Raw genomic sequence first — 24,390 nt, 5'->3', positions numbered from 1 at the left:
GCGATCCTCCCCGACTCAGCGTCCCGACAGCCGTTCCACCGCGTCCACCAGCGCTCGACGGGCCAGCGTATCCGTCTCCAAGGACAGCGCGGCCAGCATCGTCGGCAGGCTGCTCGTCCCGCCGGAGTCCGCCAGCACCCGAGCCGCCGCCGCCCTCACGTCCCAGCGCGCATGGCCCAACAGCTCCAGCGCCAGGGCCTCGCCTCCGCCTCGATCCGCGCCCGCCTGGAGCGCCGCCTTCACCACCTCGTGATCCTCATGAGACACCGCGCGCGCGAGCACCTCGTCCCGAAGCAGCCCCAGCCGCGCCAGCGAGCGCACCGCGCGGAAGGCGATGGCGCCGTCCGGGTGGCGCACCAGGGACTCCAGATCCCCCGCCCGCTCCAGGGCCCCGCACTCCCCCACGGCCTCCAGGGCGGAGAGCTGGACCTCCAGGGCGCTATCGGCCAGGGCCCGCGCGAGCAGTTCCGCCATGGAGGCATCCCCGAGCTGGCCGATCACCCGCACCGCGGCGGCGCGCACCGAGGAGGACTCGTCCACCAAGGCGGACCGGGCCAGCTCCAGCCCTCCGACGGGATCCACCGCGGCCACCACCTCCACGGCGGTGGCGCGCAACGACACGGACGCCTGGCTCGCGATCCGCCGGACCAGGGGCAGCTTGGCGGTGCCACCCACCCGCACCAGCGCGTTGAGCACCGCGGGCTCCGCGCCGCCTTCCAGGGCCGACTCCAGCACCTGGAGCACCAGGTCGCGGTGGCTCGTCGCCAGGGACACCAGGGCTCGCGCCGCCAGCGCGGCCATCTCCGGATCGGACAACAGCTGGGCGAGCGGCGCCACGGCATCCCGGGAGCCCGTACGCCCGAGCGCCCGCACCGCCACGCTCTTCACGTCCAGCTCTCCCCAGTCGAGCATCTGCACGAGCTCGGGAACGAACGAGGCGTCCACCATCTCCACCAGGACCTGCCCCGCGGCCTCGCGCGCCGGGAAGGACAGCCGGCCCATGCTCGCCAGCAGCTCGCGCCCGGTTTCCGGACCGAAGCACGCGAGCGTGCGCATGACCTCGGGCACCAACCGCTCCTCCTGCGCCACCTCCGCCACCAGGGGCGCCAGCTTGGGCGAGCGAAGGACCGCCGCCACCACGAGCGCTCCGGCCCGCAGCTCCAGGTCCTCCGACTCCAACGCGCTCGCCACCCACCCCGAGGCCTCGGGCAGGCGCTGGAGCACCTGGGACACCGCCACGTCCATGGCCGACCGGAGGGAGGGCGCCGTCAGCGCCGCCTGCTGCCCCAACGCCACGAGCGCCGCCTCGCGGGTGGAGCGCGACTCCGCCCCCAGTCCGCGGCACACGAGTTCCGTCGCCTCCAGGCGGGGAATGAGCCCGAGCACCCGGTAGGCGCTGCGCTTGAGCAGGGGGTTGTTCAACAGGGGGAGCACGTCGGACAGCGGGGGAGGCTGCCGCAGCGCCGCGAGCGATTCCAGGGCGCTCAGGCGCAACAGGGGCTCGACGTCGTTGAGGGTCCGCTCCAACGCGCGCGCGCCACTGCGTCCCGCCATGCGGCCCAGCGCCTCGGCCGCGGCCACCCGCACGTTGAGGTCGCCATCCTCCAGCAACACGGACACCAGGGCATCCTCCGCCTCCGGCCGGGCGAGCTGGCCGAGAATGTCCGCGGCGAACTTGCGCTGATCCGGATCCACGTGCCCGAGCAGCCGCACCAACGGCCCCACGGACGCGGAGCCCAGGCTCACCAGCGCCTCGGCCGCGGCGTTGCGCGCCCCCGTCTCGTCGCGCTCCCCGAGCACGGAGATGAGCCGTTCCACCGAGGCCGCGCGTCCAGGAACCCGGGCGAAGCCGCCCGCCGCGGCGCGCCGCACGCGCCAGCTCTCGTCGTGCAACCCCTCCACGAGGCGCTCGCGAGCATCCGTCCGGAAGACGTCCAACGCCAGCAGGGCCCGGTATCGCAGTTCCTCTGCGTTGCGCCCCTCCTCGCTCATCCGTTCACCCTCCGGCCGGAGTCGCGCACCATCTCCGCCAGCAGCAGTGCCTTCACATCCAACAACAACTTGAGCCGCTCCGCATCGGTGCCGTGCGACTCACGGGTCTCCGGATCTCCGTACACCCCCACCACGAAGGGGCCCGGGCCCACCGCCCCGAGCGCCGGCGCGGGTTTGATCTCACTGCGCCGCAGCCGCACCACCTCGGAGACGCGGTCCACGGTGAAGGCCACCCGCCGGCGGCCCACCCAGCACACCAGCAGCCGCGTCTTGGGCGTGTCCACCGGAGCCTCCACGCCGAGCAGCCGCTTGCGCAGGTCCACGACGGGGAGGATGGCGCCGCGCAACCGGATGACGCCCTCGAGGAAGGCGGGCGCGCCGCGCACGGGCGTCAGGCGCTGGGGCTGGAGGATTTCCTCCACCCGCATGATGTCCACCGCGTACTCCTCGGCCCCCACGAAGAAGGCGCACAGTTGCACGAGGGGATCCCGCTCCGCTTCGGTCCGTTCTTCCACGCGCGAGGAGGTCAGACGGCTCAGGGTGAGCGCACGTTGTCTCATGAAAGGGCCTGCCAGATGTCGAGCAGGATGAAGAGTTCCTGTTTCCGCCGCCCGAGCCCCACCACGCAGTCGCGCTCCCCTCCTCCGACCCCCGGAGGGGCCAACTCCAGCATGGACGGCCGCAGCCGCACCACCTCGGAAACGGCATCCACCCAGATGCCCGCCAACCCGTCCGCCGTCTGCACGACGATGATGCGCGCACCGCGAGGAGGAGGTGGCGCCTCGGGGCCGGCCACCAGGGGCGCCTTGTCCGCCAGGCGCAGCTTCACCTTGATGTCATAGACGGGCAACACCTCGCCCCGCAGGTACATGACGCCCAGCAGGTTGGAGGCGGCCCGGGGCACCTCCGTCAGCGGCGGCACCTTCACGATCTCCCGTACGCCGTGGATGGGGACCGCGTAGATTTCGCCCTCCAGCCGGAAGGCCAGATACTCCTCGGGCACCTCTTCCGCCGCGGGCTCGATGGACTCATCGGTACCGGCCACCACCTCCTGGATGGGGCCGACGTCCTCATCCGGGCGGTAGAAGAAATCGTCGAGCAGTGCGGACAGGGAAGGCACGGCGCCGAAGATAGCAGGCCCGCGTCCGGGGGATCACGCCCGGCGGCGCTCCGTGCTCATCCCCTCTTCGAGCAAGGCGCCCACGTCCAACACCAGCACCGTGCGGCGATTGGCCAGGTCCGCCGCCCCCGAAATCCCTCGCACGCCCTGCAACCGGCCCCCCAGGGACTTGACGACGATGTCCTGCTGGCCCTGGAGTTCATCCACCGCGATGCCCAAGCGCTCCTGGGCGAGCCCCGCCACCACCACGAAGTGGCGCTCGGGATGGCTCTCCGGATGGCCGAACACCCGCGCCAGCCGCATGAGGGGCAGCGTGGTGCCACGCACGTCCAGCACCTCGCGCCGCTCCACGGTGCGGATTTCCGAGGGTTTGACGGACAGGATCTCCAGCACGCTGTTGAGCGGCACCGCGTAGGTGCGGCCACTCACGCCCACCACCAGGGCACGGATGATGGCCAGGGTGACGGGCAGCGTGAGGTGGAAGGCGGTGCCCTGTCCCCGCTCGCTCCACACGTCGATGATGCCGGACAGGTTGCCGATGTTGTTCTTCACCACGTCCAGGCCCACGCCCCGGCCCGACAGCTCGCTCACGCTGCTCGCCGTGGAGAAGCCCGGCAGGAAGATGAGGTTGAGCAGCTCGCGCCGACTCATCTCGCGCGCCTGCGCATCGGTGATGAGGCCCTTGCGCAGCGCCAGCTCGCGCACCCCCAGCTCGTCGATGCCCGCCCCGTCGTCGCTCACCTCGATGACGACGTGGTTGCCCTTCTGCTCGGCGTGCAGGGAGATCCGTGCCCGCCGGGGCTTGCCCACCGCCTGCCGCGCCTCGGGGGACTCGGCCCCATGGTCGATGGCGTTGCGGATGATGTGCATGAGGGGATCGCTCAGCTCCTCGACGATGAGCTTGTCCAGCTCCACGTCGCCGCCGCCGATGATGAAGTCGATCTCCTTGCCCACCTCCCGCGCGATGCGGCGCACCAGCCGCGCGAGCCGGTCGAACACCTGGCCCACCGGCACCATGCGCGCCTCGAGCAGCCCCTCCTGGAGCGCGTCCAGCTTGCGCTCGAGCTGCCGCGTCTCGCGCGACAGCTCCTGGCCCCACACCTTGGAGAGCGACACCCCGGCGTCCAGCCGCACGTTCTCCACCATGCGCTGCAGGTTGGCCTTGATGAGCAACAACTCGCCCACGGTGTTCATCAAGGCGTCCAGCCGGCGGATGTCCACGCGCACCGTCTGGGTCAGGCTCCGCGCGGACTCGCCCTCCGAGCGAGTCCCCCGGGGAGTGGGCGACTCCTGCACCAGCGTGCGCACCGGAGACGAGGACGAGGCCTCCCCGGAGGAGACGGCTTCGAGCGCGCGCAGCGTGGGCATCGTGCTCGAGGCGGCGGCGAGCGGCTCGTCTGGAGGCGTCTGCGGAGCGGGTGCCTTGGGCGTCCGGGGCTTGCGTTTGGCCGTCTTCCGAACCGGGGTGGACCCCGCTTCGGCCGGCGGCACGGGCGGAGCCGCCGGGGCCCGCGGGGTGACGGGGGCGGCGGCCGGACGGGTGACGAGCGCGAAGAGCTGAGCGGGCGTCCCCTCGAGCTTCTGCGTCAGCTCCTCGGTCGATACCCGGGCGCCGAAGATGAGATCGAACGCGATGCCCGACAGGCCTCCCGGCTCCGAGGAAGGCAGTGTGCTGACGACCTCGCCCAGGGGCTTGAGGCGCGCGTTGAGCTCGGTGAGGCCCGTGTCGAAGTCGGACAGGTCGAACGCGGCCCGCACGCGGTAGAGGGCCACGCCCCGGCGCACGTTCTCGCGCAGCCGGTGCTCCTCGTATTCGGTGAAGACGGCCCGCACCTGCTCGGACAGCTCCAACCGATCCAATGGATCCTCGTCGGACGCGGCCGAGACCGTGCCCAGGTCCGCCAGCCGGGTGCCCAGCGTCGACACCCGCTCGCCCAGGGCGTCCGACGCCTCCTCCCGCGAGGCCTCGGCCAGCAGGGACTGGAGCGCATCCAGCGACTCGATGAGGGTGTCGAGCACCTGATCATCCAGCGACAGCTTGCCCAGGCGCAGCCGGTCCAGCAGATCCTCGGACTGGTGGGCCAGCTTCGCGATGCGCTCCTGTCCGAAGAGCGCCGCCAGCCCCTTGAGCGAGTGCGCCGCCCGGAAGATGCCGTTGATGAGCTCCGGATCCGGCTCCAGGCCGCGCTGTTGATCCAGCACGAGCAGATCCTTGCTCAGCGACTCGACGATTTCCGTCCCCTCGGCGATGAACTCCGCCAGGGCCTTGCCAGCGGTGTTCACGCGAGTTGGAGGTAGCGCCGCACGAGCCCTTCCAGGCTGCGTGGGGAGAAGGGCTTCACGAGGTACTCCACCGCGCCCAGGGCCAGCCCCCGGTCGCGATCCGTCTCGCGTCCCTCGGTGGTGACGATGAACAGCGGCGTGTCGCGCAGGGCCGGGTTGTTCTTGATGAAGCGGATGAGTTCCAGCCCGTTGATGTCGGGCATGTTGATGTCGGTGATGATGAGCGAGAAGACGTGTCGGGGCAGCAACTTGAGCGCCTCCAGGCCGCTGCTGGAGGTAACGGCTTCAAGACCTGGGATGGACTCCACCGTCGCGGCAATCAATTCCCGCGAGGCCCTCGAATCCTCCACGATCAGAATCTTGAACGTCATGTGTCAGGAACCGGTCCGGACATCCTACCAGAAGGATGAGAAGCGGTGCGCCTCAGCCCTTGCGGGAGGGAAGACGGCGGGCGAACTCCTTGTCCGCCAGGACGGCCACCTTCTTGCCCTTGAAGGCGGGCAGGAAGCGCTCCTGGAAGGCGGAGAGACGCGCGGAGTCGTCCAGAGCGCCCTGACCTGGGATTTCCAGTGCCACCGCATCCACCTTGGCCCGGGCGAGCACCTGACCGGCGGAGGCGAGCGCCTCGCCCAACGCGGCGGCATCCATGCCGCCACGGCGGCCCAGCCCCAGGACGAAGACGCGGGGGACGGTAAAGCCTCCATCGGAGGGCAACAGCAGGGAGTCATCCCGGGAACCCACGAAGAAGCCGGATTGGAGCACGCGCGACAACGCGCCGCACAGCCGCCAGTCCACATAACCCGCGATGCCCGGCAGGGGACGATCGTCCTCGGCCACGAAGAGGCAGAGGGCATCCACCTCCCGCAGCGAGTCCAGGCCCCCCAGGCCGAGTTCGTGGGTGGAGACGTTCACAGCTTCCCCAGGGCGACGGCCACGCGATCCAACAACCCGTTGACGAAGGCGCTGGACTCCTCGGTGCCGAAGTTCTTGCCCAGCTCCACGGCCTCGTTGAGCGACACCTTCTTGGGGATGTCCGGGCGGTATTTCAGCTCGAAGACGCCCAGGCGCAGCACGTTGCGGTCGATGCGCGACATGCGGTCCAGGCGCCAGTTGTGGCTGTGCGCCTCGATGAGCTGATCGATCTCCTTGCGGTGGGCCATGACGCCCTCGGCGAGCTCACGGGCGAACTTCACCGCCTCGGCCTCCTTGTTGGCCACCTCGGCCGCGGCCCACGCGTCCTCGAGGGCGGCCAGGATGGGGCCCGGCGTCATCTCCACCTGATAGAGCGCCTGGAGCGCCCGCTCGCGAGCCGTTCTGCGCGCGCCCATGGTCAGCTCTTTCCTTGCGGCAGGGCGGCGAGCCGCGCGTGGAGGTTGACCATCTCGATGCAGGCGAGGGCCGCCTCCGAGCCCTTGTTGCCCGCCTTCACGCCGGCCCGGTCGATGGCCTGCTCCACCGTGTCGCACGTGAGCACGCCGAAGGTGACGGCCGCCTGCGAGGTGAAGGCCACCTGGCCGATGCCCTTGGTGCACTCCCCCGACACGTAGTCGAAGTGGGGCGTGCCCCCGCGGATGACGGCCCCCAGGGTGACGATGCCCACGTACGCGCGGGTTTCCGACACGCGCCGGGTGAGCGCCGGCAGCTCGTAGGTACCGGGACAACGGAACACGTCGATGTCCCCATCGGCGACGCCGTGGCGCACCAACGTGTCCACCGCGCCCTTCACCAGCTCCTCGGTGATGAACGCGTTGAAGCGGGCCACGCAGATGGCGAAGCGGCCCTTGGGGGGAAGAAAGTCACCTTCGATGTAACGAGGCATGTGGCGCCCTCTCTACACCAGCCACCCGGCTGGCGTCCCCCCCGAGTTTTCCCCGGCCCCGCTCAAGGCACCTGCCGGGGGCGAGGGGGCCGGCGAGCGGCCACCTTCCGGGTGGGCGCGGAAGCCTCGGCCAGGGGGACCTGCTCCACCACTTCCAGCGAATAGCTCTCCAACCCCACGATTTTCTTGGGGTTGTTGGTGAGCAGGCGCAACCGGGTGAGCCTCAGATCCTTGAGGATCTGCGCGCCCACCCCGAACTCGCGCAGGCGCGTCTGATCCTTGTGCCCGGGGACCATCTCCTCGTTGGGCACGTGGGTGCAGCGCAGCTGGTTCTTCGCGGAGGCGTCGCGCTGGAGGATGACGACCACTCCGCGCCCCGCCTCGTGGATGCGCTGGAAGGCCCGCTCCAGCTGGATGCCGCACTCGCACCCGGCGCTGCCCAGCACGTCCCCCATCAGGCAGGAGCGGTGGACGCGGGTGAGCACGGGCTCCCGGCCGGACAGGTCCCCCTTCACCAGGGCCACGTGCACGGCGTTGTCCACGTCGCTGCCGTAGGTGTAGGCCTGGAAGGAGCCCTGGCCCCGGCGCTCCAGCTTCACCTCGCCGAGCCGCTTGACCAGCCGCTCGCGCTCCAGCCGGTAGCGGATGATGTCGGCCACGGACAGGAGCACCATCTGGTGCTTGCGGGCGAACTTCACCAGGTCCGGCCGGCGCGCCATGCTGCCATCCGCGTTCATGATCTCGCAGATGACGCCCGCGGGCCGCAGTCCCGCCATCCGCGCCAGGTCCACGCTGCCCTCCGTCTGACCGGTGCGCACCAGCACCCCGCCCTCCCGGGCCCGGAGGGGGAAGATGTGCCCGGGACGCGAGAGATCCGCCGGTTTGGCGTTCGGCGCCACGGCCACCTGGATGGTGTGGGCACGGTCCGCGGCGGAGATGCCGGTGGACACGCCCTGCGCGGCCTCGATGGAGACGGTGAAGGCCGTCTGGAAGGAGGAGGTGTTGTCCTGCACCATGAGGGGCAGGTTGAGCCGGCGGATGCGCTCCTCGTTGAGCGCCAGGCAGATGAGCCCGCGCCCGTGGGTGGCCATGAAGTTGATGTCCTGGGGCGTCACCTTCTCCGCCGCCATGACGAGGTCCCCCTCGTTCTCCCGGTCCTCGTCATCCGTGAGGATGACCATCCGACCCTTGCGGATCTCCGCGAGCGCCCGCTCCACCAGGGCGATGCTGTCCGTTTCCCGCTGCTTGCCGTGCGCCATGAGAATTCCTGGTCCTTCCTTGAGCTCAACCCCCGAAGCCGGCCGCCTTGAGCGCCGCCTCGGTGAGCCCGCCACCCGGGCCCTGGCGCAGCGACACGAGCCGCGCCACGTACTTGCCAATCATGTCCGCCTCCAGGTTCACCCGCTCGCCCACCGCGCGCGAGCGCAGCGTGGTGCGCGCCTGCGTCTCGGGGATGAGCTGCACGCCGAAGCGGTCCACCCCCACCGAGTTGACGGTGAGGCTGACGCCGTCGATGGCCACCGAGCCCTTCTCGATGAAGAAGGGGGCGATGTCCGCGGAGAGCCGGAAGTGCATCACCCACGAGCCTCCCTCGGGCCGCGCCTCCAGCACCTCGCTCACGGCATCCACGTGGCCACTGACGAGGTGGCCTCCCAGCCGATCCCCCAGCGCGAGCGCCCGCTCGAGGTTGACGCGGGTGCCGGGCGTGCGCGAGCCGAGCGTGGTGCGCCGCAGGGTTTCCGGCGCGGCCTGGACCCGGAAGGACTCCCCCGCGCACTCCACCACGGTGAGACAGGCCCCATCGACCGCGATGGACTCGCCCAGCTCGAAGTCCTTGGCGCCCAGCGCCGTACGAATCCATACATCCGTCATCCCGCCGGGGATGACCCGCTCCACCACGCCAATGTCCTGGATGAGTCCGGTGAACATGTCGCGCGGACTTATAACGGATTCCCGCCTGGGGATCCGCCCCCACACGAGGCCAGGGCCGGGGGCCCTTTATCGGGTCGGCGAAATCCAATAAATACAACCCAGGCAAATCCATGCATGGGGGGAGCGCGCCTCACGAGGCCGCTTGCTTGGAGGCCCATCCTGACCCGGGCTATCCTCATAAACTCTGGATTCGAGAGGTCACCCAATGAGCGCTGCGCCCGCCGTTTCCACCTCGAATTACGATCTGTTCGCTCCTTCGGTCCTCGAGGATCCCACCGAGCTCCTGACCCGGCTGCGGGCGGAGAACCCGGTGTATTACAGCCCTCAGCTCCAGGGGTACGTGCTGACGCGCTACGACGACATCGTCATGGTGCTCAAGGATCCGGACATGGGCTCCGCGATGCTCACGGGGTGGATCGACCAGATGCCCCAGGAGGCCCAGGAGCAACTCCAACCGTTGCGCGCGTCGCTGGATTTGTGGATGGGCCACAAGAACAACGACGATCACCAGCGCATCCAGCGCGTCCTGCGGCGCTACCTCACGTCGGCCACCATCGAGAGTCTGCGCCCCCGCGTCGAGAGCCTCGTCAAGTCGCTGTTCGACGCCGTGGAGGGCAAGACCGAGGTCGACATCATCCAGGAGATCGCCAATCCCCTGCCCTGCAACATCATCGGGGAGCTGCTCGGGGTGCCCCAGGAGGATCGCGATCAGCTCCAGCAGTGGTCCCAGCAAGCGCTCAACCTGTTCCGCATCGCCGACCTGCCCACGCTGCTGGAAACCCAGAAGGCCATCCTGGCCATCCAGGACTACATGAAGCCCATCGTCGAGGCGCGCCGTCACGCGCCCCTGGACGATCTGCCCAGCGTGCTCGCCACGGCCCAGGCCGAGGGCCAGATGAAGAGCGACGCGGAAATCCTGGGCAACTGCGTGGCCCTGATGTTCGGAGGCCACGAGACCACGGTGTACCTCATCGCCAACGCCCTGCTGGCGCTGATGCAGAATCCCGAGCAGTTCCAGATGATCAAGGATCGGCCCGAGCTCATCCCCGCCGCCGTCGAGGAAACGCTGCGTTATGACGGCCCGGTGGACCTGATCACCCGCGTGACGCCCAAGCCCCTGGAGCTGGTGGGAGGACACGTGCCGGCCAACAGCATGATGATCCTCATGCTGCGCGCGGGCAGCCGCGATCCGGCCCTGTACCCCAATCCCGACCGGTTCGACATCACCCGGCCCACCACGGTGCGCAGCCTGGCGTTCGGCCTGGGCTCGTTCTACTGCCTGGGCACGGCGCTGGCGCGCATGGAGACGCAGATCTGCCTCCGGGAGATCATCCACCGCATGCCCAACATCCGGCCGCTCTTCGACGTGAACAAGCCCGACTACCGGCCGCTGCCTCCCATCCGGCGCCGCCTGGAGACGCTGCGCGTGGCCCTCTAGGCCCCGCCTGTCCAGACGCCCGGGGAACTCAACGTGACCCGGGCAGCCTGGCCCGGAGCAGCAGATCCTCTCCGACCTGCTCGTAGGAGAGCGCGCTCACGGTGAGGGCCCGCGCCATCTGCTTGACCCCCAGGGAACCCGACCAGGACAGGCCCTCGCCGCCAATCAGCTTGGGGGCGACGAACAGCAGCAACTCATCCGCCAGCTCCTCGCGCAGGAAGGAGCCGTACATCTCCGCTCCGCCCTCCACCAGGACGTGGTTCAGGCCCTCCTTGGCCAGCCGGCGCATGAGCGCTTCCAGGTCCACCTGATCCTTCTTCTCGGGCAGTTGCCAGACGTCGACCCCGGCCGCGAGGAAGCGCTTCGCCTTGCGGCCCGCGGGGTCCTCCAACGTGGCCACCACGGTGCGCGCGGGCGAGCGCTGGGTGAAGACGGTCAGCGTGGCGGGCAGGCGCAGGCGTGAATCCACCACCACCCGCACGGGATCCTTCCCCTCGCCGCCCGGCAGCCGGGTGGTGAGCTGGGGATTGTCCCTGCGAGCGGTGTTGGCGCCCACGAGGATGACATCCACCTGATCGCGCAGCCGGTGCACCCACGCCCGGGCCTGCTCGCCCGTCACCCAGCGGGAATCTCCCGTGGCGGTGGCCAGCTTGCCATCCAGGGTCACCGCCGCCTTGAGCGAGACGTAGGGGAGCCCCGTGGTCATCGCCTTGAAGAACGGACGATTGAGGCGATCCGCCTCCTCCACGAGGACGCCGGTGAGCACCTCCACTCCAGCGCGCCGCAGCCGGGAGATGCCCTTGCCATTCACCTTGGGGTTGGGATCCGACGAGGCGCTGATGACGCGGCGCACGCCCGCGTCCAGGATGGCCTGGCTGCACGGAGGCGTGCGCCCGTAGTGATCACACGGCTCCAGCGTCGTGTAGAGGTCCGCGCCCCGTGCCTTGGAGCCGGCGGACTCGAGCGCCACCACCTCGGCGTGAGCGGTTCCGGCCCGGCGATGGTAGCCCCGCGCGATGATGCGGCCGCTCTTCACCAGCACCACGCCCACCGCCGGGTTGGGACTGGTCCGCCCGAGCCCCTTGGCGGCTTCCTCCAGCGCCAGGCGCATGAAGAACTCCGCCACGGCCTGATCGAAGTCCGCCGTGCGCTTCGCCCGGGGCGCACGCCCCGCCTGCAACCGCGCTCGCGTCAAGAGCCGCATCGCCCGTCAACCTTCCTTGTCCGGAGGACGCGGCGGCTTGCGCTCCCGTGCCCGTTCCGACAGCAAGTCCTTGAGCTCCTCCATGAACTCGGTGATGTCGTGGAAGCTGCGGTACACCGAGGCGAAGCGGACGTAGGCCACTTCATCCAGCGCCTGCAACCGACGCATCACCTCCTCGCCGATGACCGACGAGGGAACTTCCTTCTCCCCCATCCCCTGCAGCAGCCGCTCGACGGCGGCCACCGTCTCCTCCAGGCGATCCGAGGACACCGGGCGCTTCTCACAGGCCTTCTGCAGGCCCGCGAGCAGCTTGTCCCGATCGAACGTCTCGCGCCGCCCATCCTTCTTCACGATGAGCGGAGCGAGCTCCTCCACCCGCTCGTACGTCGTGAAGCGCCGCTTGCAGCTCAGACACTCGCGGCGCCGTCGGATGACGGACCCCTCCTGAGACTCGCGCGAGTCGATGACCTTGTTCTCGGCGTCCTGGCAGAAGGGGCAGCGCATGGGCGGGGGGGGGCCTCCCGCTACTTCAGGCGCGAGGCGTAGAGCGGAAAGCCCTGGGTGAACTCCTGGATGCGGGCGCGGATGTGGCCCAGACGCGGCTCGTCCGAGGCGTGGTCCAACGCCTCCACCACCAGCGCGCCCACGGTGGCCATCTCCGCTTCCTTCATGCCGCGCGAGGTGAGGGCCGGGGTGCCGATGCGCACGCCGGACGTCACCGTGGGCTTCTCCGGATCGAACGGAATCATGTTCTTGTTCACCGTGATGCCGGCCTTGCCCAGCACCTCCTCGGCCACCTTGCCCACGAGCTTCTTGGGGCGCAGGTCCACGAGCATCAGGTGGTTGTCCGTGCCGCCGGAGCACAGGCGCAGGCCGCCCTTCTGCAGGGCCTCGGCGAGCGCCTGGGCATTGGCGACGATCTGCTTCTGGTAGGCCTTGAACTCGGGCGACAGCGCCTCGCGGAAGGCCACGGCCTTGCCGGCGATGACGTGCATGAGCGGGCCGCCCTGGATGCCCGGGAAGATCTGGCTGTTGAGCGTCTTGCCGTAGGGCTCCTTGGCGAGCACGAGGCCTCCGCGCGGGCCGCGCAGCGTCTTGTGCGTGGTGCTGGTGACGATGTCGGCCAGGGGCACGGGCGAGGGGTGGATGCCCGCGGCCACGAGACCGGCGATGTGGGCCATGTCCACCATGAGCGCGGCGCCCACGCTGTCGGCGATCTCGCGGAACTTGGCGAAGTCGATGACGCGCGGATAGGCCGAGGCGCCCACCACCACCACGCGGGGCTTGTGCTCCTTGGCCAGGGCGGCGGCCTGCGCGTAGTCGATCGTCTCCGTGTCACGGGTGAGCCCGTAGTGCACGGCCTTGTAGAGCTTGCCGGAGAAGTTGAACGCGGAGCCGTGGGTGAGGTGGCCACCCGAATTCAAGTCCAGGGCGAGCAGCGTGTCGCCCGGCTTCATCAGCGCCATGTAGGCGCCCATGTTGGCCTGGCTGCCCGAGTGGGCCTGCACGTTGACGTACTCGGCGCCGAAGAGCTCCTTGGCGCGGGAGATGGCCAGGGACTCGGCCACGTCCACCACCTCGCAGCCGCCGTAGTAGCGCTTGCCGGGGTAGCCCTCCGCGTACTTGTTGGTGAGGACCGAGCCCACGGCCTCCATCACGGCGGGACTGACGAAGTTCTCCGAGGCGATGAGCTCCAGGCCTTCTTCCTGGCGCCGCGTCTCCTCCACGAGGACCTTGGCGATCTCCGGGTCGACCTCGGCCAGCTTGCGGGTGTTCTCCATGGATTGTGTCTCCTCGGTTGGAATGATGGCCGTCAGCGCCCGTTGCCGGACTCGGCCTCGCGAATCTTGTCCAGGCGCCGCTGATGGCGTCCGCCCTCGAAGGGGGTGGCCAGGAAGGCGTCCAGGATGCTCCGGGCGAGTCCCGGGCCCACCACCCGCTGGCCCAGACACAGCACGTTGGCGTCGTTGTGGGCGCGGGACATGCGGGCCACGAACTCGTCCGTGCACAGCGCGGCGCGGATGCCCGGGAACTTGTTGGCGGTGATCGCCATGCCCATGCCGGTGCCACACACGAGCACGCCATAGGTGGCGCGGCCCTCGGCCACCGCGAGCGCCACCTGGCGGGCGAAGTCCGGGTAGTCCACGGACTCGGCCGTGGCCGGGCCCAGGTCATCCACCTCGGCGCGCGACTCCTGGAGTGCCTTCACGAGTTCGCGGCGCAACTCCAGGCCCGCGTGATCCGACGCGATGATGACCTTCATGGGAGCCCTCGCCACACACGACGGGCCCCCGAAAGGGAGGCCCGGGCAGTGTTACTGGAAGCGTTTGAACAGCAGCACCGCGTTGGTGCCACCAAAACCAAACGAATTGCTCATCACCGCGTTCACGCGCTGCTCCCGCGCCTGGTTGGGCACGTAGTCGAGATCGCAGTCCGGATCCGGCGTGGCGTAGTTGATGGTCGGCGGGATGATGCCGTGCAGGAGCGTCATCACGCTCACCACGGCCTCTGCGCCACCGGCCGCGCCCAGCATGTGGCCCGTCATGGACTTGGTGGACGACACGGGAAGCTTCTTCGCGTGCGCGCCGAACACCGTCTTGATGGCCTTGGTCTCGTTGGCGTCGTTGAAGGGCGTGGAGGTGCCGTGCGCGTTGATGTAGCCCACGTCCTCGGGGTTCATCCCCGCGGACGCGAGCGCCAGGCGCATGCAGCGCGCCGCGCCCTCGCCTTCCGGAGCGGGCTGCGTCACGTGGTGAGCGTCCGAATTGGCCCCGTAGCCCACCAGCTCCGCCAGGATGCGGGCACCGCGCTTCTTCGCGTGCTCCAGCTCCTCGAGCACGATGATGCCCGCGCCCTCGCCCATCACGAAGCCATCCCGGTCCTTGTCGAACGGACGGCTCGCGCGAGACGGATCCTCGTTGTAGTTGGACAGGGCCTTCATCACGGAGAAGCCGCCCATGCCCAGCGGGGTGATGGCCGCCTCGGCGCCGCCGGCGATGACCGCGTCGCACTCGCCCAGGCGGATGGACTTCCACGCCTCGCCAATGGCGTGCGCGCTGGTGGCGCAGGCGGACACGGGCGACCAGTTGGGGCCCTTGCACCCATAGCGCATGGAGATGAGGCCAGGCGCCATGTTGATGATCATCTGGATGATGAAGAAGGGCGAGAGCCGATCGAACCCCTTCTCGGCCCCCTTGCGGTACTGCTCCTCGAGCGAGGAGATGCCACCAATGCCCGAGCCGACGATGACGCCCACCTTCTCGGGCGTGTAGCCGTGGGGAGCGTCCGGCCCGATGGGCAGACCGCTCTCCTTGACGGCCATCTCGGCCGCCGCGAGCGCGAACTGGGCGAACAAGTCCATCCGGCGCACTTCGCGCTTCTCGATGAACTGCTCGGGCTGGAAGTCCTTCACCTCACCGGCGAAGCGGGTGTCGATCTTGCCCACATCGAAGCGGGTGATGTTCGCGATACCGGACTGCCCGGCGAGCATCGCCTTCCAGTTCTTCTCGGTACCGGTGCCCAGTGCCGTGAGGATGCCGGTACCGGTGATGACGACTCGACGGTTTGACACGTGACTCTCCACTCCCTACCGCGCTGCTACGATGGAACGCTGGGCGCAACCCACGCGCCCCGGCCCTACGATTGATGCCTACTTCTTGTGGGTGTTGACGTAGTTGATGGCGTCGCCCACCGTCTTGATGTTCTCGGCCTCCTCGTCGGGGATCTCGACCTCGAACTCCTCCTCCATCGCCATCACCAGCTCCACGATGTCGAGGCTGTCGGCGCCCAGGTCCTCGATGAAGGAGGCCTCTGGCTTGATCTCTTCCTCCCCCACGCCCAGCTGGTCGGCGATGATGCTCTTGATCTTGCCTTCGATTGTAGACGTCGTCATGGGTATTGAATCCTCCGGAAACCACGTGGCGGCCCAGCATACTCCCCGGACCCTGTAAAGGCGGGCGCGGTATACTCCAGCCCCCGCGCCGATCCAACCCTTGGCTACATGTACATGCCGCCGTTCACCTTGAGGACCTCTCCGGTGATGTAGGCGGCGGAGTCACCGGCCAGGAACAACACGGCGTTGGCCACGTCCTCGGCCGAGCCCAGGCGGCCCAGCGGGATGGCGCCCTCCATCTTCTCGCGCGTCGCGCCCTCGAGGTAGGACGTCATGTCCGTGGCGATGAAGCCCGGCGAGACGGCGTTCACCCGGATGTTGCGGCTGGCGAGCTCCCGGGCGACGGACTTGGTCAGACCGATGAGGCCAGCTTTGGAGGCCGAGTAGGCCGCCTGCCCCCCGTTGCCCATCTCCCCCACCACGGAGGTGAGGTTGATGATGGCGCCGCCCTTCTGCTTCATCATCGGGCGGCTGGCCGCGCGGATGAGGGCGAAGGCACCCCGGAGGTTGGTGTCCAACTGTTTGTCCCAGTCCTCGTCCTTCACGCGCATGACGAGTCCGTCCACGGAGATGCCCGCGTTGTTGACGAGCACGTCCAGCCGGCCGTGCGTCTTGACGCAGGCGTCCACGGCGCTGGCGCACGCGGAGGTGTCCGCCACGTCGAAGCGCACCACCTCGCCCTGGGCGCCCACGGCCCGCACGAGCTCCAGCGCTTCCTGAGCCGCCGCGTCATTGCCCGCGTAGCCGATGACCACCGTGGCCCCCTGCTTCGCGAACGCCACGGAGATGGCCCGGCCAATGCCCCGCGAGCCGCCCGTCACCATCACCACCTTGTCCTTGAACGCGCTCATCTCAAGCTCCCAGGGCCGCGAGGACCTTCTCCAGGCTCGCGGAATCTTCCACGTTGAACGACTCGATGTCCTTGGTGATGCGCTTGGTGAGCCCGCTGAGCACCTTGCCCGGTCCCAGCTCGACGATGCGCGTGACGCCCTCGGCCTTGAGCGCCTCCACGCACTCGATCCACCGCACCACGGAGCTGACCTGCTCGAGGAGCAGCGGCACCACGCGCGCCGCGTCACCGTTGGGGCGAGCCTCCACGTTCGTCACCACCGGCACGCTGGGAGCGTTCACCTTCACCTGGGCGAGCACCTCGCCCAGGCGCGGCTTGACGGGATCCATCAGCGAGCAATGGAAGGGAGCGGACACGGGCAGGGGCATGACGCGCTTGGCGCCCAGCTCCTTGCACCGGGCCCCGGCCCGCTCCACCGCCTGGGCATGGCCCGCGATGACCGTCTGCTCGGGCGAGTTGTAGTTGGCGGGGGACACCACCTGATCCTGGGCCGCCTCGTCACACGCCTGCTTCACCTTGTCCGGAGTCAGGCCGAGGATGGCGGACATGGCGCCCACGCCCTCGGGCACCGCCTCCTGCATGAAGGTGCCGCGCGCGCGCACCGCCCGGACGGCATCCGGCAGCGACAGCGCGCCCGCCACCACCAGCGCCGAGTACTCGCCGAGCGAGTGGCCCGCCACGAACGCGGGCGTGAGTCCCAGCTTCGAGGCGAACACGGCGTGCGCCGCCACCGACACGGTGAGGATGGCCGGCTGCGTGTTGGCCGTCAGCTTGAGCGAGGCCTCGGGGCCCTCGAACAGGATCTGGGTGAACTTCTCGCCCAACGCCTCATCGGCCGCCTCGAAGACGGCCCGGGCCTCGGGAAACTTCTCGTACAGGTCCTTCCCCATGCCAACGGCTTGGCTGCCCTGGCCGGGGAAGACGAATGCGATCTTCGACATGTCGCGTGCTCCCTCCCTCGTGAATCGACTACCAGCGCATCACCGCGCTGCCCCACGTCATCCCCGCGCCAATCGCCATCATCGCCACCACGTCTCCCGACTCGAGCCGGCCAGAGCGGTGGGCCTCATCGAGCGTCATGGGCAGGGAGGCGGAGGACGTATTGCCGTATTCGCCCAGGTTCAGCCAGCACTTCTCGATGGGCATTTCCAACCGCTGCATCACGGACTCGATGATGCGGACGTTGGCCTGATGGGCGATGACGTGCGCCACGTCCCGCGGGTGCAGTCCATTGGCCTTGAGCGCCGTGTGGGTGGACTCCGCCAGGGCACGCACCGCGAACTTGAATACCTCGCGGCCATTCATGTGCACCGTGTGCAGCCGCTCCTCGAGCACCCGCTCGCTCGGAGGATGGAGGCTGCCTCCCCCCGGGATGGCGAGGATGTCCGCGAAGGTGCCATCCGTGTACAGGTGGGTGGACAACAGGCCCCGCTCCGGGTCCTCGGTGGGCGCGATCACCAGGGCCCCCGCGCCATCCCCGAAGAGCACGCACGTGTTGCGATCCTCCCAGTTGAGCGCGCGGCTGAGCAGCTCGGCGCCAATCACCAGCGCGCGCTTGACCTGGCCGGTGCGGATGAACTGGTCGGCCACCGACAGGGCATAGAGCGCTCCGGCGCAGGCCGCCGCCACGTCGAAGGCGAAGGCCCGCCGCGCCCCCAGCTTCGCCTGCACGAGCGCCGCGCAGGAGGGCATGGGCATGTCCGCCGTGACGGTCCCCACCACGATGAGGTCCAGCTCCTCGGGCCGCACACCGGCCTGCTCCAGCGCCCGTTGGGCGGCTCGCACGGCCATGTCGCTGGTGGCCTCACCGGGCGCCGCCAACCGGCGCTCCCGGATGCCCGTACGCTCGGTGATCCAGGCGTCCGACGTGTCGACGATCTTCTCCAGATCGGCGTTGGTCAGGACCTTCTCCGGTGCGTAGGAACCCGTTCCGATGATCTGCGTGCGCGCCACGTATCCCCCAGTTGGTATCTCGGAACACGAACGTCTCGCGCGCGCTCTCTAATCGGAAAGAGTCTCCCCTGTCGCTCTCTTTCCCCTCTGGCGGACGGGAAGCCAGGCGGCGGCTTGGGCGATGCACCGCGTCAACTCGGCGTGTCCGCCCACCTGGGCCGTCTGGAGGGCCGCTTCCAGGGCCTGTTGCAGCGCCCGGGGCGAGCTGCGGCCGTGGGCCACGATTCCAACGCCCTGGATTCCGAGCAACGGCGCCCCGCCATGCTCCGCGTAGTCCACCATCTTCTTGAGGCCCGCGAACGTGGGCCGCAAGAGCAGGGCCCCCAGTTTCTCCGACAGGCCCCCGCGCCGCTCGATGGCCGAGCGGAGAATGCCCGTCATCCCCGCGGCCACGCCCTCGGAGGCCTTGAGCACCACGTTGCCCGTGAAGCCGTCGGTGACAACCACCTCCACGTCCCCGGAGAAGAGATCCCTCCCCTCCGCGTAGCCCACGAAGTTCAGATCCGAGGCGCGCAGCAGCTCGGCGGCCTTCCGGGTCAGGACGGTCCCCTTGGAGGGCTCCTCCCCGTTGGAGAGCACGGCCACCCGGGGACGTGGCAGGCCCAGACGGGCTCGCACATAGGCACTGCCGAGCACCGCCCACTGGGCGAGGTGTTCGGGCCGGCACTCCACGTTGGCGCCCGAGTCCAACAGCAGACAGCGCCCGCTCCCCTTGAGGGCCGGCAGGAGGGTGGCGATCGCCGGACGATCCACCCCCGGCAGGCGGCCGAGCACGAGCAGCGCCCCCGCCATCACCGCGCCCGAGTGCCCCGCCGACACGAGCGCCGCGGCCTCGCCCCGGCGCACGAGTTCGAAGCCCACCCGGAGGGAGGAATCCCGCTTGCGGCGGATGGCGGAGAAGGCCTGATCGCCCATGTCCACCACCTGGGAGGCGGGATGCAGGTGCACATTGCCCGGGACGCCTCCCCCTCGGGACAGGGAGTCGCGCAGGCGCGCCGGATCTCCCACCAGCACCACCTCGTGCTCCGGGCGCTCCCGGGCGAACAGGACGGCGCCTCGCACGGGGGCCTCGGGGGCGTGATCACCCCCCATCGCATCCAGGACGAGCCTCATCGCGGGCGCATCCTTCCATGGACGCCCCGGAGCCGGGGGGGTTAAGAACAGGCGGGTGAGCGATGATCCCGATTGGCGCGTTGACTCACACGTCCCGAGCGGCTAGGGTCCGCCGCCTTCCAAGCTTTTGCCGGTCGGGTCTGGTGAGAACATCTCCGGAAACCTCGGCCGTGACGATATAGAGGTGAGCCGTGGGTGTTCCCAAGAAGCGTACGTCCAAGATGCGTCGTGACCGCCGCCGGGCGGCCAACAACAACCTGCGGAGCGCGGTGCAGGTGATCAAGTGCGGCAAGTGCAGCGAGCCCGTGCTTCCCCACCGCGCCTGCGGCGCCTGCGGCTACTACAAGGGCCGCGAGACGATCCCCGCCGCCCAGGGATAGTCCCGGGCTCCAGCTTCGCTGGAAGGTCAAAAGGCCGCTCCCTCTCGATGAGGGGCGGCCTTTCCATTTTCCGCACCGGGCGCCAGGCCCCCGTCCCGAGGACGGGGGCGGAGGGCGCCTCAGCTCTTGAGCTTGAAGTTCTTGAGCACCTCGAGGCGAGGGTCCACGAACTTCACCTCGCAGCCGCACTGCTTCTCATTGAGGTTCTGGCCGCACTGGGCGCACAGGCCCTGGCAGTCCTCCCGGCACACGGCGTTCATCGGCAGGGCCAGCAGCACCTGCTCGCGCACGATGGGCTCCAGGTCGATGACCTTGCCATCGAAGAGCTCCTCGTCCGTGTCATCCATGGTGAAGGAGCCCCCCGACTCACCCTGGCCGCGGTCCTTCTCCTCCACTTCCTTCTCGTCCAGCACGTCCTCGGCCCGGGCCAGGGACTCGGGCACGAGGTTGAGGGTGAAGGACACCGGCAGCGCCAGCGTCGCGTCGGCGAGGCAGCGCTTGCACTGCGTCATCACGCGCTCGGTGAACTTGCCGTTGAGCAGCACGCCCCCGCTCACCTTGCGCAGGTCCGCCGAGAACGCCAGGGGCTCGGTGGCCCGGAAGCCCGACCCCTCGAGCGCGGTGCCGAGCTGTTCCAGGCTCAGCGACTCGTTGAGCTGGAGCCCTTGGTCCCGAATCTCTTCAATCTTTACGCGCATCGCCACGGCGTCTCTTCCTGTCCAAAAAGGGGCGCGCATCATGGGGAGCCGTTCCCCCGCAGTCAACGCACCTGAACTCCCATGGATGCGCCAGACGCCGCGCCGTTGCATGAGCACTACACCCAAAGTGGAGGAGGGCCCGTTCGTCTGCTAGGGTAGCGGCCAATGGACGTGCAGCGGTATCGCGTGGTGGCGAGCATCTTGATGGCGAGCCTGCTGATCCCTGGCGCCTCGCTGGCTAAACCCCTTTTCCCTCGGCCGCTCTTGTTCCAGACGGCCCCGGCGCGCCCGGAGATCGCGCGCGCGCAGGAGCAGATCGAGGACGGCGAATTCGAGGAGGCGGTCCGAACCCTGGAGGCCGGACTCGACGCCCCGGACGTCACGGACGACCAGCTCGTGGAGCTCTACCGGCTGCTCGGGGTCACGTCCCTGTACCTGGGAGACGAGGCCCGGGCGCGCGAGGCCTACGAAATGCTCCTGCAGGCGCGGCCGGACTACGAGCTGCCGCGCACCGCGCCGCCGAAGATCCGCGCCCTCTACGCGCGCATCAAGGAGGACATCAAGAACCGGCGCGTGCGGCCCGTCACCCTCCAGGTGGACCCCATTCCGGACTCCGAGGGGCGCGAGCCCGTGGTGGCGGAGGCGCGCATCACGGACATGGCGCTCGGGGCGCGGGCACGCCTCTTCTACCGGCGCGCGGGCGCGCAAGCCTACAGCTCGGTGGACTTCACGAGGGATCGGGCGAACAAGGAGCACTTCGTCGCCACCCTGCCCGCCTATGAGCTGCCCCCCAGCTCCGCCGCCTATGAGGTGGAGTACTACTTCGAGGTGGCGGACGCGGCCCAGCGGCGGCTCGCGGGCCGGGGTGACGCCTTCAATCCGCTCATCTTCCAGGTCCTGCCCGAGGCCGGCGCGGTCGCCACGGTGAGCGAGCGCCCCTGGTACAAGAGCCCCTGGCTCTGGGTCGCGGTGGGCGCGGTCGCCGTGGCGGGCACCGCGGGCGCCGTCGTGTACGCCACCTCCGACAACCGGGCCCTCGTCCCCATCACCGTCCGCGTCAACCCATGAGCCCACATCCCTTCCGACTCGTCCTGCTGGCCGCCGCCCTCGCCGCCTCGGGTTGTGGTGCCCCGCCCGAGTCCGTGGGCGAGCACCTGGGCCTGGAGCTGGTCATGGAGCAAGCCGTCGCCGATGAGCTGGGCTCCTTCCAGGTGGTGGTGCTGCCGGACGGGCGCTCGCGCCGGTGCGTCGACCTGCAGCGCTCGTGCGTGCAGCAGCAGGTGAAGGCGAACGAGCCGCTCGTCATCCAGGACACCGCGGGCAAGACGGGGCGCGCGCTGCTCTTTCCCACCAAGCTCTCGGAGGGCGTCCAGGAGCTGGGCGTGAACATCCCCGTGGGCCGCGACTACGTCGTCATCATCGAGGCGCTCTCGCGCACCAGCCCGCCGCGCTTCCTCGGCAGCTCCTGCAACTACCTGGGCGCCGTCAGCCCTCGCAACGATCCCCTCATCGCCGCCCCCATCACCCTCGCGGCCGTCGATTGCGATCCCACCTTCCCCCCTTGAGGGTTTTGTCACGAAGGCGTCACATCCCCTTCATTCAGCCGACACGGCGTCTCTGCTAGTCCAGGCGGGGTGAAAGCTGGAAGCCGGGAGGAATGATGGCACGCATCCTGATCATCGAGGACGAGCAGGATCTGGCCGGACTGGTGGAGTACAACCTGCGGGCCGCGGGGTTCGAGGCGGAAGCGGTGGGCTCGGGCGCGAGCGGCCTGGCCCGGGCGCGCGCGAACCTGCCGGACCTGTTGCTGCTGGATTTGATGTTGCCGGACCTCGCGGGCAGCGAGGTGCTGCGCCTGTTCAAGAGCGACACCGAGCTGCGCAAGGTGCCGGTCATCATCGTCAGCGCCAAGGGCCAGGAGTCCGATCGCATCCAGGGCCTGGAGCTGGGCGCGGATGACTACGTGGTGAAGCCCTTCTCCGTGCGCGAGCTGCTCCTGCGGGTCAAGGCCGTGCTGCGGCGCTCGGACCTGGAGGAGGGAGAGCCCGCGCAGCTGTCCGCCGGGGACATCCAGCTCGACACCACGCGGCACCAGGTGCGCGCCAGGGGCCAGGAGGTGGCCCTGACCGCGCTGGAGTTCCGGCTGCTGCGCACGTTGATGGAGCGCACCGAGCGCGTGCAGACGCGCGAGGTGCTGCTCTCGGACGTGTGGGGCATCCAGGCGGAGATCCACACGCGCACGGTGGACACGCACATCAAGCGCCTGCGCGAGAAGCTCGGCCCCGCGGGCGACATCATCGAGACGGTGCGCGGCGTGGGCTACAAACTCACCCCTCCCTGAAATGCCTCCGCGCCCCTACCTGCTCGCGCTGCTGGCTCCGGCCCTGGTGGCGCTCGTGCTGTTCCTGCTGCTGGGCTGGAACATGGACGCCGTCTATGTCTCGCTCTCCACCCTGCTCGGCTCCGGGCTGACGCTGGTGGCGGCGCGCGGCCTGCTCCAGCGGCGCCTCTCCGAACTCGCCCAGCGGGCGCTCACCCGCCCCGAGGAAGTCCCCGCCCCCGCCACCACGCCCTCGCCCCCTCCCGACGAGGAGGAGCTCGAGGAGGTGGCGCTCCTCCAGCGCACCCTCGACGCACTGCACCAGCGGCACGCCACGCTCAACGCCGGCCACCTCCAGGAAGCACGCACCCTCACCGCCGTGCTGGACGGCATGGCCGAGGGCATCTGGGTGACGGACGTCGAGGGCACCGTGGTGCGCCACAACGACGCGCTGCGCGGCATGCTCCTGTCCACCGGGGACATCATCGGCCAGCGTCCGCTGACGCTGCTGCGCCATGGCTCGCTCAACGAGGCCGTGCACCGGGCCTGCCACGAGGGCGCCTCCACCCGCCTGGAGCTGACGCTGGATGACGTGCTGTCGCGCACGCTCGCCATCCGGGTGACGCCGCTGGGCGGAGACCTGCCCGGCAGCGCCGCCGTCTTCCACGACGTCACCGAGCTGCGCCACCTGGAGAAGGTGCGCAAGGACTTCGTCGCCAACGTCTCCCACGAGCTGCGCACCCCCATCACCGCCATCCGCGGCTACGCGGAAACCCTCCAGTCCGGGGCCCTGGCCAACCCCCAGGTCGCGACGAAGATGGTGGACATCATCCACCGTCAATCCGAGCGGCTGTCGGAGCTCGTCGAGGATCTGCTCGAGCTGTCCCGGTTGGAGTCACGCGAAGTGAAGCTCAGGCTCCAGGACGTGCCGCTCGCGGTGGCGGCCTCCCGGGCGGCCGAGGCGGTCCGGCACAAGGCCCAGGGCAAACGCATTTCCCTGGAATTGAATGTTCCCCCGGATCTCCAGGCCCGGGGCGACGAGCGAGGGCTGGAGCAGGTGCTGCTCAACCTCCTGGACAACGCGGTGAAGTACACGCCCGAGGGAGGCCGGGTGACGGTGACGGGCGGGCAGGAGGACGGGCGCTGCGTGGTGCACGTGAGCGACAGCGGGGTCGGCATCGAGGCGAGGCACCTGGCGCGCATCTTCGAGCGCTTCTACCGGGTGGACAAGGGCCGCAGCCGGGACATGGGGGGCACGGGCCTGGGCCTGTCCATCGTCAAGCACCTGCTCGGCGCCATGGGGGGCGAGGTCCGGGTCGAAAGCCAACCGAACGAGGGCTCTACCTTTACGATTTTACTTCCAGCGGCGGTGCCCTCGGATGCATCCGCGGGTTAG

27 protein-coding genes are annotated in these 24,390 nt (G+C 69.4%); 6 read left to right on the top strand and 21 right to left on the bottom strand.

Features of this window, described 5'->3' with window-relative positions; all coding sequences use genetic code 11:
- Nucleotides 1-15: 15 nt before the first annotated feature.
- The 10 genes from MEBOL_RS30130 to MEBOL_RS30085 form a co-directional block, all read right to left on the bottom strand.
- The gene (locus tag MEBOL_RS30130; protein ID WP_095980674.1) at nt 16-1,992 is read right to left on the bottom strand and encodes a HEAT repeat domain-containing protein; all 1,977 of its coding nucleotides are present in this window, start codon (nt 1,990-1,992) and stop codon (nt 16-18) included.
- Entirely contained in the window at nt 1,989-2,552 is a 564-nt protein-coding gene (locus tag MEBOL_RS30125; RefSeq protein ID WP_095980673.1) for a chemotaxis protein CheW, read from the bottom strand. The genes MEBOL_RS30130 and MEBOL_RS30125 overlap by 4 nt, the downstream gene beginning before the upstream one ends.
- Nucleotides 2,549-3,112: a chemotaxis protein CheW gene (locus MEBOL_RS30120; RefSeq protein ID WP_095980672.1), complete on the bottom strand. Its 564-nt coding sequence runs from the start codon at nt 3,110-3,112 to the stop codon at nt 2,549-2,551. The genes MEBOL_RS30125 and MEBOL_RS30120 overlap by 4 nt, the downstream gene beginning before the upstream one ends.
- 33 nt (nt 3,113-3,145) lie before the next feature.
- A complete protein-coding gene (locus tag MEBOL_RS30115) occupies nt 3,146-5,395 on the bottom strand; it encodes a chemotaxis protein CheA (RefSeq protein ID WP_095980671.1) in 2,250 nt (749 codons plus the stop codon).
- Nucleotides 5,392-5,766 carry a response regulator gene (locus tag MEBOL_RS30110; RefSeq protein WP_095980670.1) on the bottom strand — a complete coding sequence of 125 codons (375 nt, stop codon included), beginning with the start codon at nt 5,764-5,766 and terminating at the stop codon, nt 5,392-5,394. Before MEBOL_RS30110 ends, MEBOL_RS30115 begins: the two co-directional genes overlap by 4 nt.
- Before the next feature lie 52 nt (nt 5,767-5,818).
- Entirely contained in the window at nt 5,819-6,307 is a 489-nt protein-coding gene (locus tag MEBOL_RS30105) for a M17 family peptidase N-terminal domain-containing protein (protein ID WP_095980669.1), read from the bottom strand.
- Nucleotides 6,304-6,723: a transcription antitermination factor NusB gene (nusB, locus tag MEBOL_RS30100; RefSeq protein ID WP_095980668.1), complete on the bottom strand. Its 420-nt coding sequence runs from the start codon at nt 6,721-6,723 to the stop codon at nt 6,304-6,306. Before nusB ends, MEBOL_RS30105 begins: the two co-directional genes overlap by 4 nt.
- A 2-nt stretch (nt 6,724-6,725) precedes the next feature.
- Nucleotides 6,726-7,214, bottom strand: coding sequence for a 6,7-dimethyl-8-ribityllumazine synthase (gene ribH / locus MEBOL_RS30095; RefSeq protein WP_095980667.1), 489 nt, complete (start codon nt 7,212-7,214; stop codon nt 6,726-6,728).
- Between the two features lie 62 nt (nt 7,215-7,276).
- A complete protein-coding gene (gene ribB, locus MEBOL_RS30090) occupies nt 7,277-8,473 on the bottom strand; it encodes a 3,4-dihydroxy-2-butanone-4-phosphate synthase (RefSeq protein WP_095980666.1) in 1,197 nt (398 codons plus the stop codon).
- A 25-nt stretch (nt 8,474-8,498) separates the two neighbouring features.
- A complete protein-coding gene (locus MEBOL_RS30085; RefSeq protein ID WP_095980665.1) occupies nt 8,499-9,143 on the bottom strand; it encodes a riboflavin synthase in 645 nt (214 codons plus the stop codon).
- Between the two features lie 208 nt (nt 9,144-9,351).
- Between MEBOL_RS30085 and MEBOL_RS30080 the strand changes: the two genes are divergently transcribed.
- The gene (locus MEBOL_RS30080; RefSeq protein WP_095980664.1) at nt 9,352-10,584 is read left to right on the top strand and encodes a cytochrome P450; all 1,233 of its coding nucleotides are present in this window, start codon (nt 9,352-9,354) and stop codon (nt 10,582-10,584) included.
- Nucleotides 10,585-10,612: 28 nt separating this feature from the next.
- Here MEBOL_RS30080 and ribD read toward each other — a convergent pair whose 3' ends face one another.
- The 10 genes from ribD to plsX all read right to left on the bottom strand — a co-directional run bounded on the left by ribD (nt 10,613) and on the right by plsX (nt 19,596).
- Entirely contained in the window at nt 10,613-11,788 is a 1,176-nt protein-coding gene (ribD, locus tag MEBOL_RS30075) for a bifunctional diaminohydroxyphosphoribosylaminopyrimidine deaminase/5-amino-6-(5-phosphoribosylamino)uracil reductase RibD (protein WP_095980663.1), read from the bottom strand.
- A 6-nt stretch (nt 11,789-11,794) separates the two neighbouring features.
- Nucleotides 11,795-12,292, bottom strand: a complete 498-nt coding sequence (gene nrdR / locus MEBOL_RS30070) for a transcriptional regulator NrdR (RefSeq protein ID WP_095980662.1) — start codon at nt 12,290-12,292, stop codon at nt 11,795-11,797.
- Nucleotides 12,293-12,312: 20 nt separating this feature from the next.
- Entirely contained in the window at nt 12,313-13,569 is a 1,257-nt protein-coding gene (locus MEBOL_RS30065; RefSeq protein ID WP_095980661.1) for a serine hydroxymethyltransferase, read from the bottom strand.
- Nucleotides 13,570-13,601: 32 nt separating this feature from the next.
- Nucleotides 13,602-14,051, bottom strand: a complete 450-nt coding sequence (gene rpiB, locus MEBOL_RS30060) for a ribose 5-phosphate isomerase B (protein ID WP_095980660.1) — start codon at nt 14,049-14,051, stop codon at nt 13,602-13,604.
- 51 nt (nt 14,052-14,102) lie between these two features.
- Nucleotides 14,103-15,359, bottom strand: a complete 1,257-nt coding sequence (gene fabF / locus MEBOL_RS30055) for a beta-ketoacyl-ACP synthase II (protein ID WP_095980659.1) — start codon at nt 15,357-15,359, stop codon at nt 14,103-14,105.
- A gap of 78 nt (nt 15,360-15,437) precedes the next feature.
- A complete protein-coding gene (acpP, locus tag MEBOL_RS30050) occupies nt 15,438-15,680 on the bottom strand; it encodes an acyl carrier protein (RefSeq protein WP_095980658.1) in 243 nt (80 codons plus the stop codon).
- A 104-nt stretch (nt 15,681-15,784) separates the two neighbouring features.
- On the bottom strand, nt 15,785-16,531 hold the full coding sequence (gene fabG, locus MEBOL_RS30045; RefSeq protein ID WP_095980657.1) for a 3-oxoacyl-[acyl-carrier-protein] reductase: 747 nt from the start codon (nt 16,529-16,531) through the stop codon (nt 15,785-15,787).
- Between the two features lies 1 nt (nt 16,532).
- Nucleotides 16,533-17,471, bottom strand: coding sequence for an ACP S-malonyltransferase (fabD, locus tag MEBOL_RS30040; protein WP_095980656.1), 939 nt, complete (start codon nt 17,469-17,471; stop codon nt 16,533-16,535).
- Nucleotides 17,472-17,499: 28 nt separating this feature from the next.
- Complete coding sequence (locus tag MEBOL_RS30035) at nt 17,500-18,483, bottom strand: beta-ketoacyl-ACP synthase III (protein WP_095980655.1); 984 nt, start codon at nt 18,481-18,483, stop codon at nt 17,500-17,502.
- A gap of 48 nt (nt 18,484-18,531) precedes the next feature.
- Nucleotides 18,532-19,596, bottom strand: a complete 1,065-nt coding sequence (plsX, locus tag MEBOL_RS30030; RefSeq protein WP_095980654.1) for a phosphate acyltransferase PlsX — start codon at nt 19,594-19,596, stop codon at nt 18,532-18,534.
- 191 nt (nt 19,597-19,787) lie between these two features.
- Between plsX and rpmF the strand changes: the two genes are divergently transcribed.
- Nucleotides 19,788-19,976: a 50S ribosomal protein L32 gene (rpmF, locus tag MEBOL_RS30025; protein ID WP_095980653.1), complete on the top strand. Its 189-nt coding sequence runs from the start codon at nt 19,788-19,790 to the stop codon at nt 19,974-19,976.
- A gap of 119 nt (nt 19,977-20,095) precedes the next feature.
- Here the strand turns inward: rpmF and MEBOL_RS30020 are convergent, their stop codons facing one another.
- Complete coding sequence (locus MEBOL_RS30020) at nt 20,096-20,674, bottom strand: YceD family protein (protein ID WP_095980652.1); 579 nt, start codon at nt 20,672-20,674, stop codon at nt 20,096-20,098.
- Between the two features lie 165 nt (nt 20,675-20,839).
- On the opposite strand from MEBOL_RS30020, the gene MEBOL_RS30015 reads away from it, so the two are divergent.
- The 4 genes from MEBOL_RS30015 (at nt 20,840) to MEBOL_RS30000 (ending at nt 24,390) form a co-directional block, all read left to right on the top strand.
- Entirely contained in the window at nt 20,840-21,742 is a 903-nt protein-coding gene (locus tag MEBOL_RS30015; RefSeq protein WP_095980651.1) for a tetratricopeptide repeat protein, read from the top strand.
- Nucleotides 21,739-22,239, top strand: coding sequence for a hypothetical protein (locus tag MEBOL_RS30010; protein WP_095980650.1), 501 nt, complete (start codon nt 21,739-21,741; stop codon nt 22,237-22,239). The genes MEBOL_RS30015 and MEBOL_RS30010 overlap by 4 nt, the downstream gene beginning before the upstream one ends.
- A 95-nt stretch (nt 22,240-22,334) precedes the next feature.
- Nucleotides 22,335-23,015 carry a winged helix-turn-helix domain-containing protein gene (locus tag MEBOL_RS30005; RefSeq protein WP_095983091.1) on the top strand — a complete coding sequence of 227 codons (681 nt, stop codon included), beginning with the start codon at nt 22,335-22,337 and terminating at the stop codon, nt 23,013-23,015.
- A gap of 1 nt (nt 23,016) precedes the next feature.
- Nucleotides 23,017-24,390, top strand: coding sequence for a sensor histidine kinase (locus MEBOL_RS30000; protein ID WP_095980649.1), 1,374 nt, complete (start codon nt 23,017-23,019; stop codon nt 24,388-24,390).

Origin of the sequence: Melittangium boletus DSM 14713 (assembly GCF_002305855.1) — a bacterium.
GTDB classification, from domain to species: Bacteria; Myxococcota; Myxococcia; order Myxococcales; family Myxococcaceae; genus Cystobacter; species Cystobacter boletus.
Note: the sequence above shows the minus strand (reverse complement) of the source record. Positions and strands in the feature narration are given on the sequence as shown.

What these genes read in the sequence shown, in the direction of transcription:
- nrdR (WP_095980662.1), bottom strand. Translation starts at nt 12,292, where the DNA reads ATGCGCTGCCCCTTCTGCCAGGACGCCGAGAACAAGGTCATCGACTCG.
- MEBOL_RS30065 (WP_095980661.1), bottom strand. Translation starts at nt 13,569, where the DNA reads ATGGAGAACACCCGCAAGCTGGCCGAGGTCGACCCGGAGATCGCCAAG.
- plsX (WP_095980654.1), bottom strand. Translation starts at nt 19,596, where the DNA reads ATGAGGCTCGTCCTGGATGCGATGGGGGGTGATCACGCCCCCGAGGCC.
- MEBOL_RS30080 (WP_095980664.1), top strand. Translation starts at nt 9,352, where the DNA reads ATGAGCGCTGCGCCCGCCGTTTCCACCTCGAATTACGATCTGTTCGCT.
- MEBOL_RS30110 (WP_095980670.1), bottom strand. Translation starts at nt 5,766, where the DNA reads ATGACGTTCAAGATTCTGATCGTGGAGGATTCGAGGGCCTCGCGGGAA.
- fabD (WP_095980656.1), bottom strand. Translation starts at nt 17,471, where the DNA reads ATGTCGAAGATCGCATTCGTCTTCCCCGGCCAGGGCAGCCAAGCCGTT.
- MEBOL_RS30010 (WP_095980650.1), top strand. Translation starts at nt 21,739, where the DNA reads ATGAGCCCACATCCCTTCCGACTCGTCCTGCTGGCCGCCGCCCTCGCC.
- MEBOL_RS30020 (WP_095980652.1), bottom strand. Translation starts at nt 20,674, where the DNA reads ATGCGCGTAAAGATTGAAGAGATTCGGGACCAAGGGCTCCAGCTCAAC.
- MEBOL_RS30000 (WP_095980649.1), top strand. Translation starts at nt 23,017, where the DNA reads ATGCCTCCGCGCCCCTACCTGCTCGCGCTGCTGGCTCCGGCCCTGGTG.
- MEBOL_RS30130 (WP_095980674.1), bottom strand. Translation starts at nt 1,992, where the DNA reads ATGAGCGAGGAGGGGCGCAACGCAGAGGAACTGCGATACCGGGCCCTG.
- acpP (WP_095980658.1), bottom strand. Translation starts at nt 15,680, where the DNA reads ATGACGACGTCTACAATCGAAGGCAAGATCAAGAGCATCATCGCCGAC.
- rpiB (WP_095980660.1), bottom strand. Translation starts at nt 14,051, where the DNA reads ATGAAGGTCATCATCGCGTCGGATCACGCGGGCCTGGAGTTGCGCCGC.
- nusB (WP_095980668.1), bottom strand. Translation starts at nt 6,723, where the DNA reads ATGGGCGCGCGCAGAACGGCTCGCGAGCGGGCGCTCCAGGCGCTCTAT.
- ribD (WP_095980663.1), bottom strand. Translation starts at nt 11,788, where the DNA reads ATGCGGCTCTTGACGCGAGCGCGGTTGCAGGCGGGGCGTGCGCCCCGG.
- fabG (WP_095980657.1), bottom strand. Translation starts at nt 16,531, where the DNA reads ATGAGCGCGTTCAAGGACAAGGTGGTGATGGTGACGGGCGGCTCGCGG.
- MEBOL_RS30085 (WP_095980665.1), bottom strand. Translation starts at nt 9,143, where the DNA reads ATGTTCACCGGACTCATCCAGGACATTGGCGTGGTGGAGCGGGTCATC.
- MEBOL_RS30015 (WP_095980651.1), top strand. Translation starts at nt 20,840, where the DNA reads ATGGACGTGCAGCGGTATCGCGTGGTGGCGAGCATCTTGATGGCGAGC.
- MEBOL_RS30005 (WP_095983091.1), top strand. Translation starts at nt 22,335, where the DNA reads ATGGCACGCATCCTGATCATCGAGGACGAGCAGGATCTGGCCGGACTG.
- ribH (WP_095980667.1), bottom strand. Translation starts at nt 7,214, where the DNA reads ATGCCTCGTTACATCGAAGGTGACTTTCTTCCCCCCAAGGGCCGCTTC.
- ribB (WP_095980666.1), bottom strand. Translation starts at nt 8,473, where the DNA reads ATGGCGCACGGCAAGCAGCGGGAAACGGACAGCATCGCCCTGGTGGAG.
- MEBOL_RS30125 (WP_095980673.1), bottom strand. Translation starts at nt 2,552, where the DNA reads ATGAGACAACGTGCGCTCACCCTGAGCCGTCTGACCTCCTCGCGCGTG.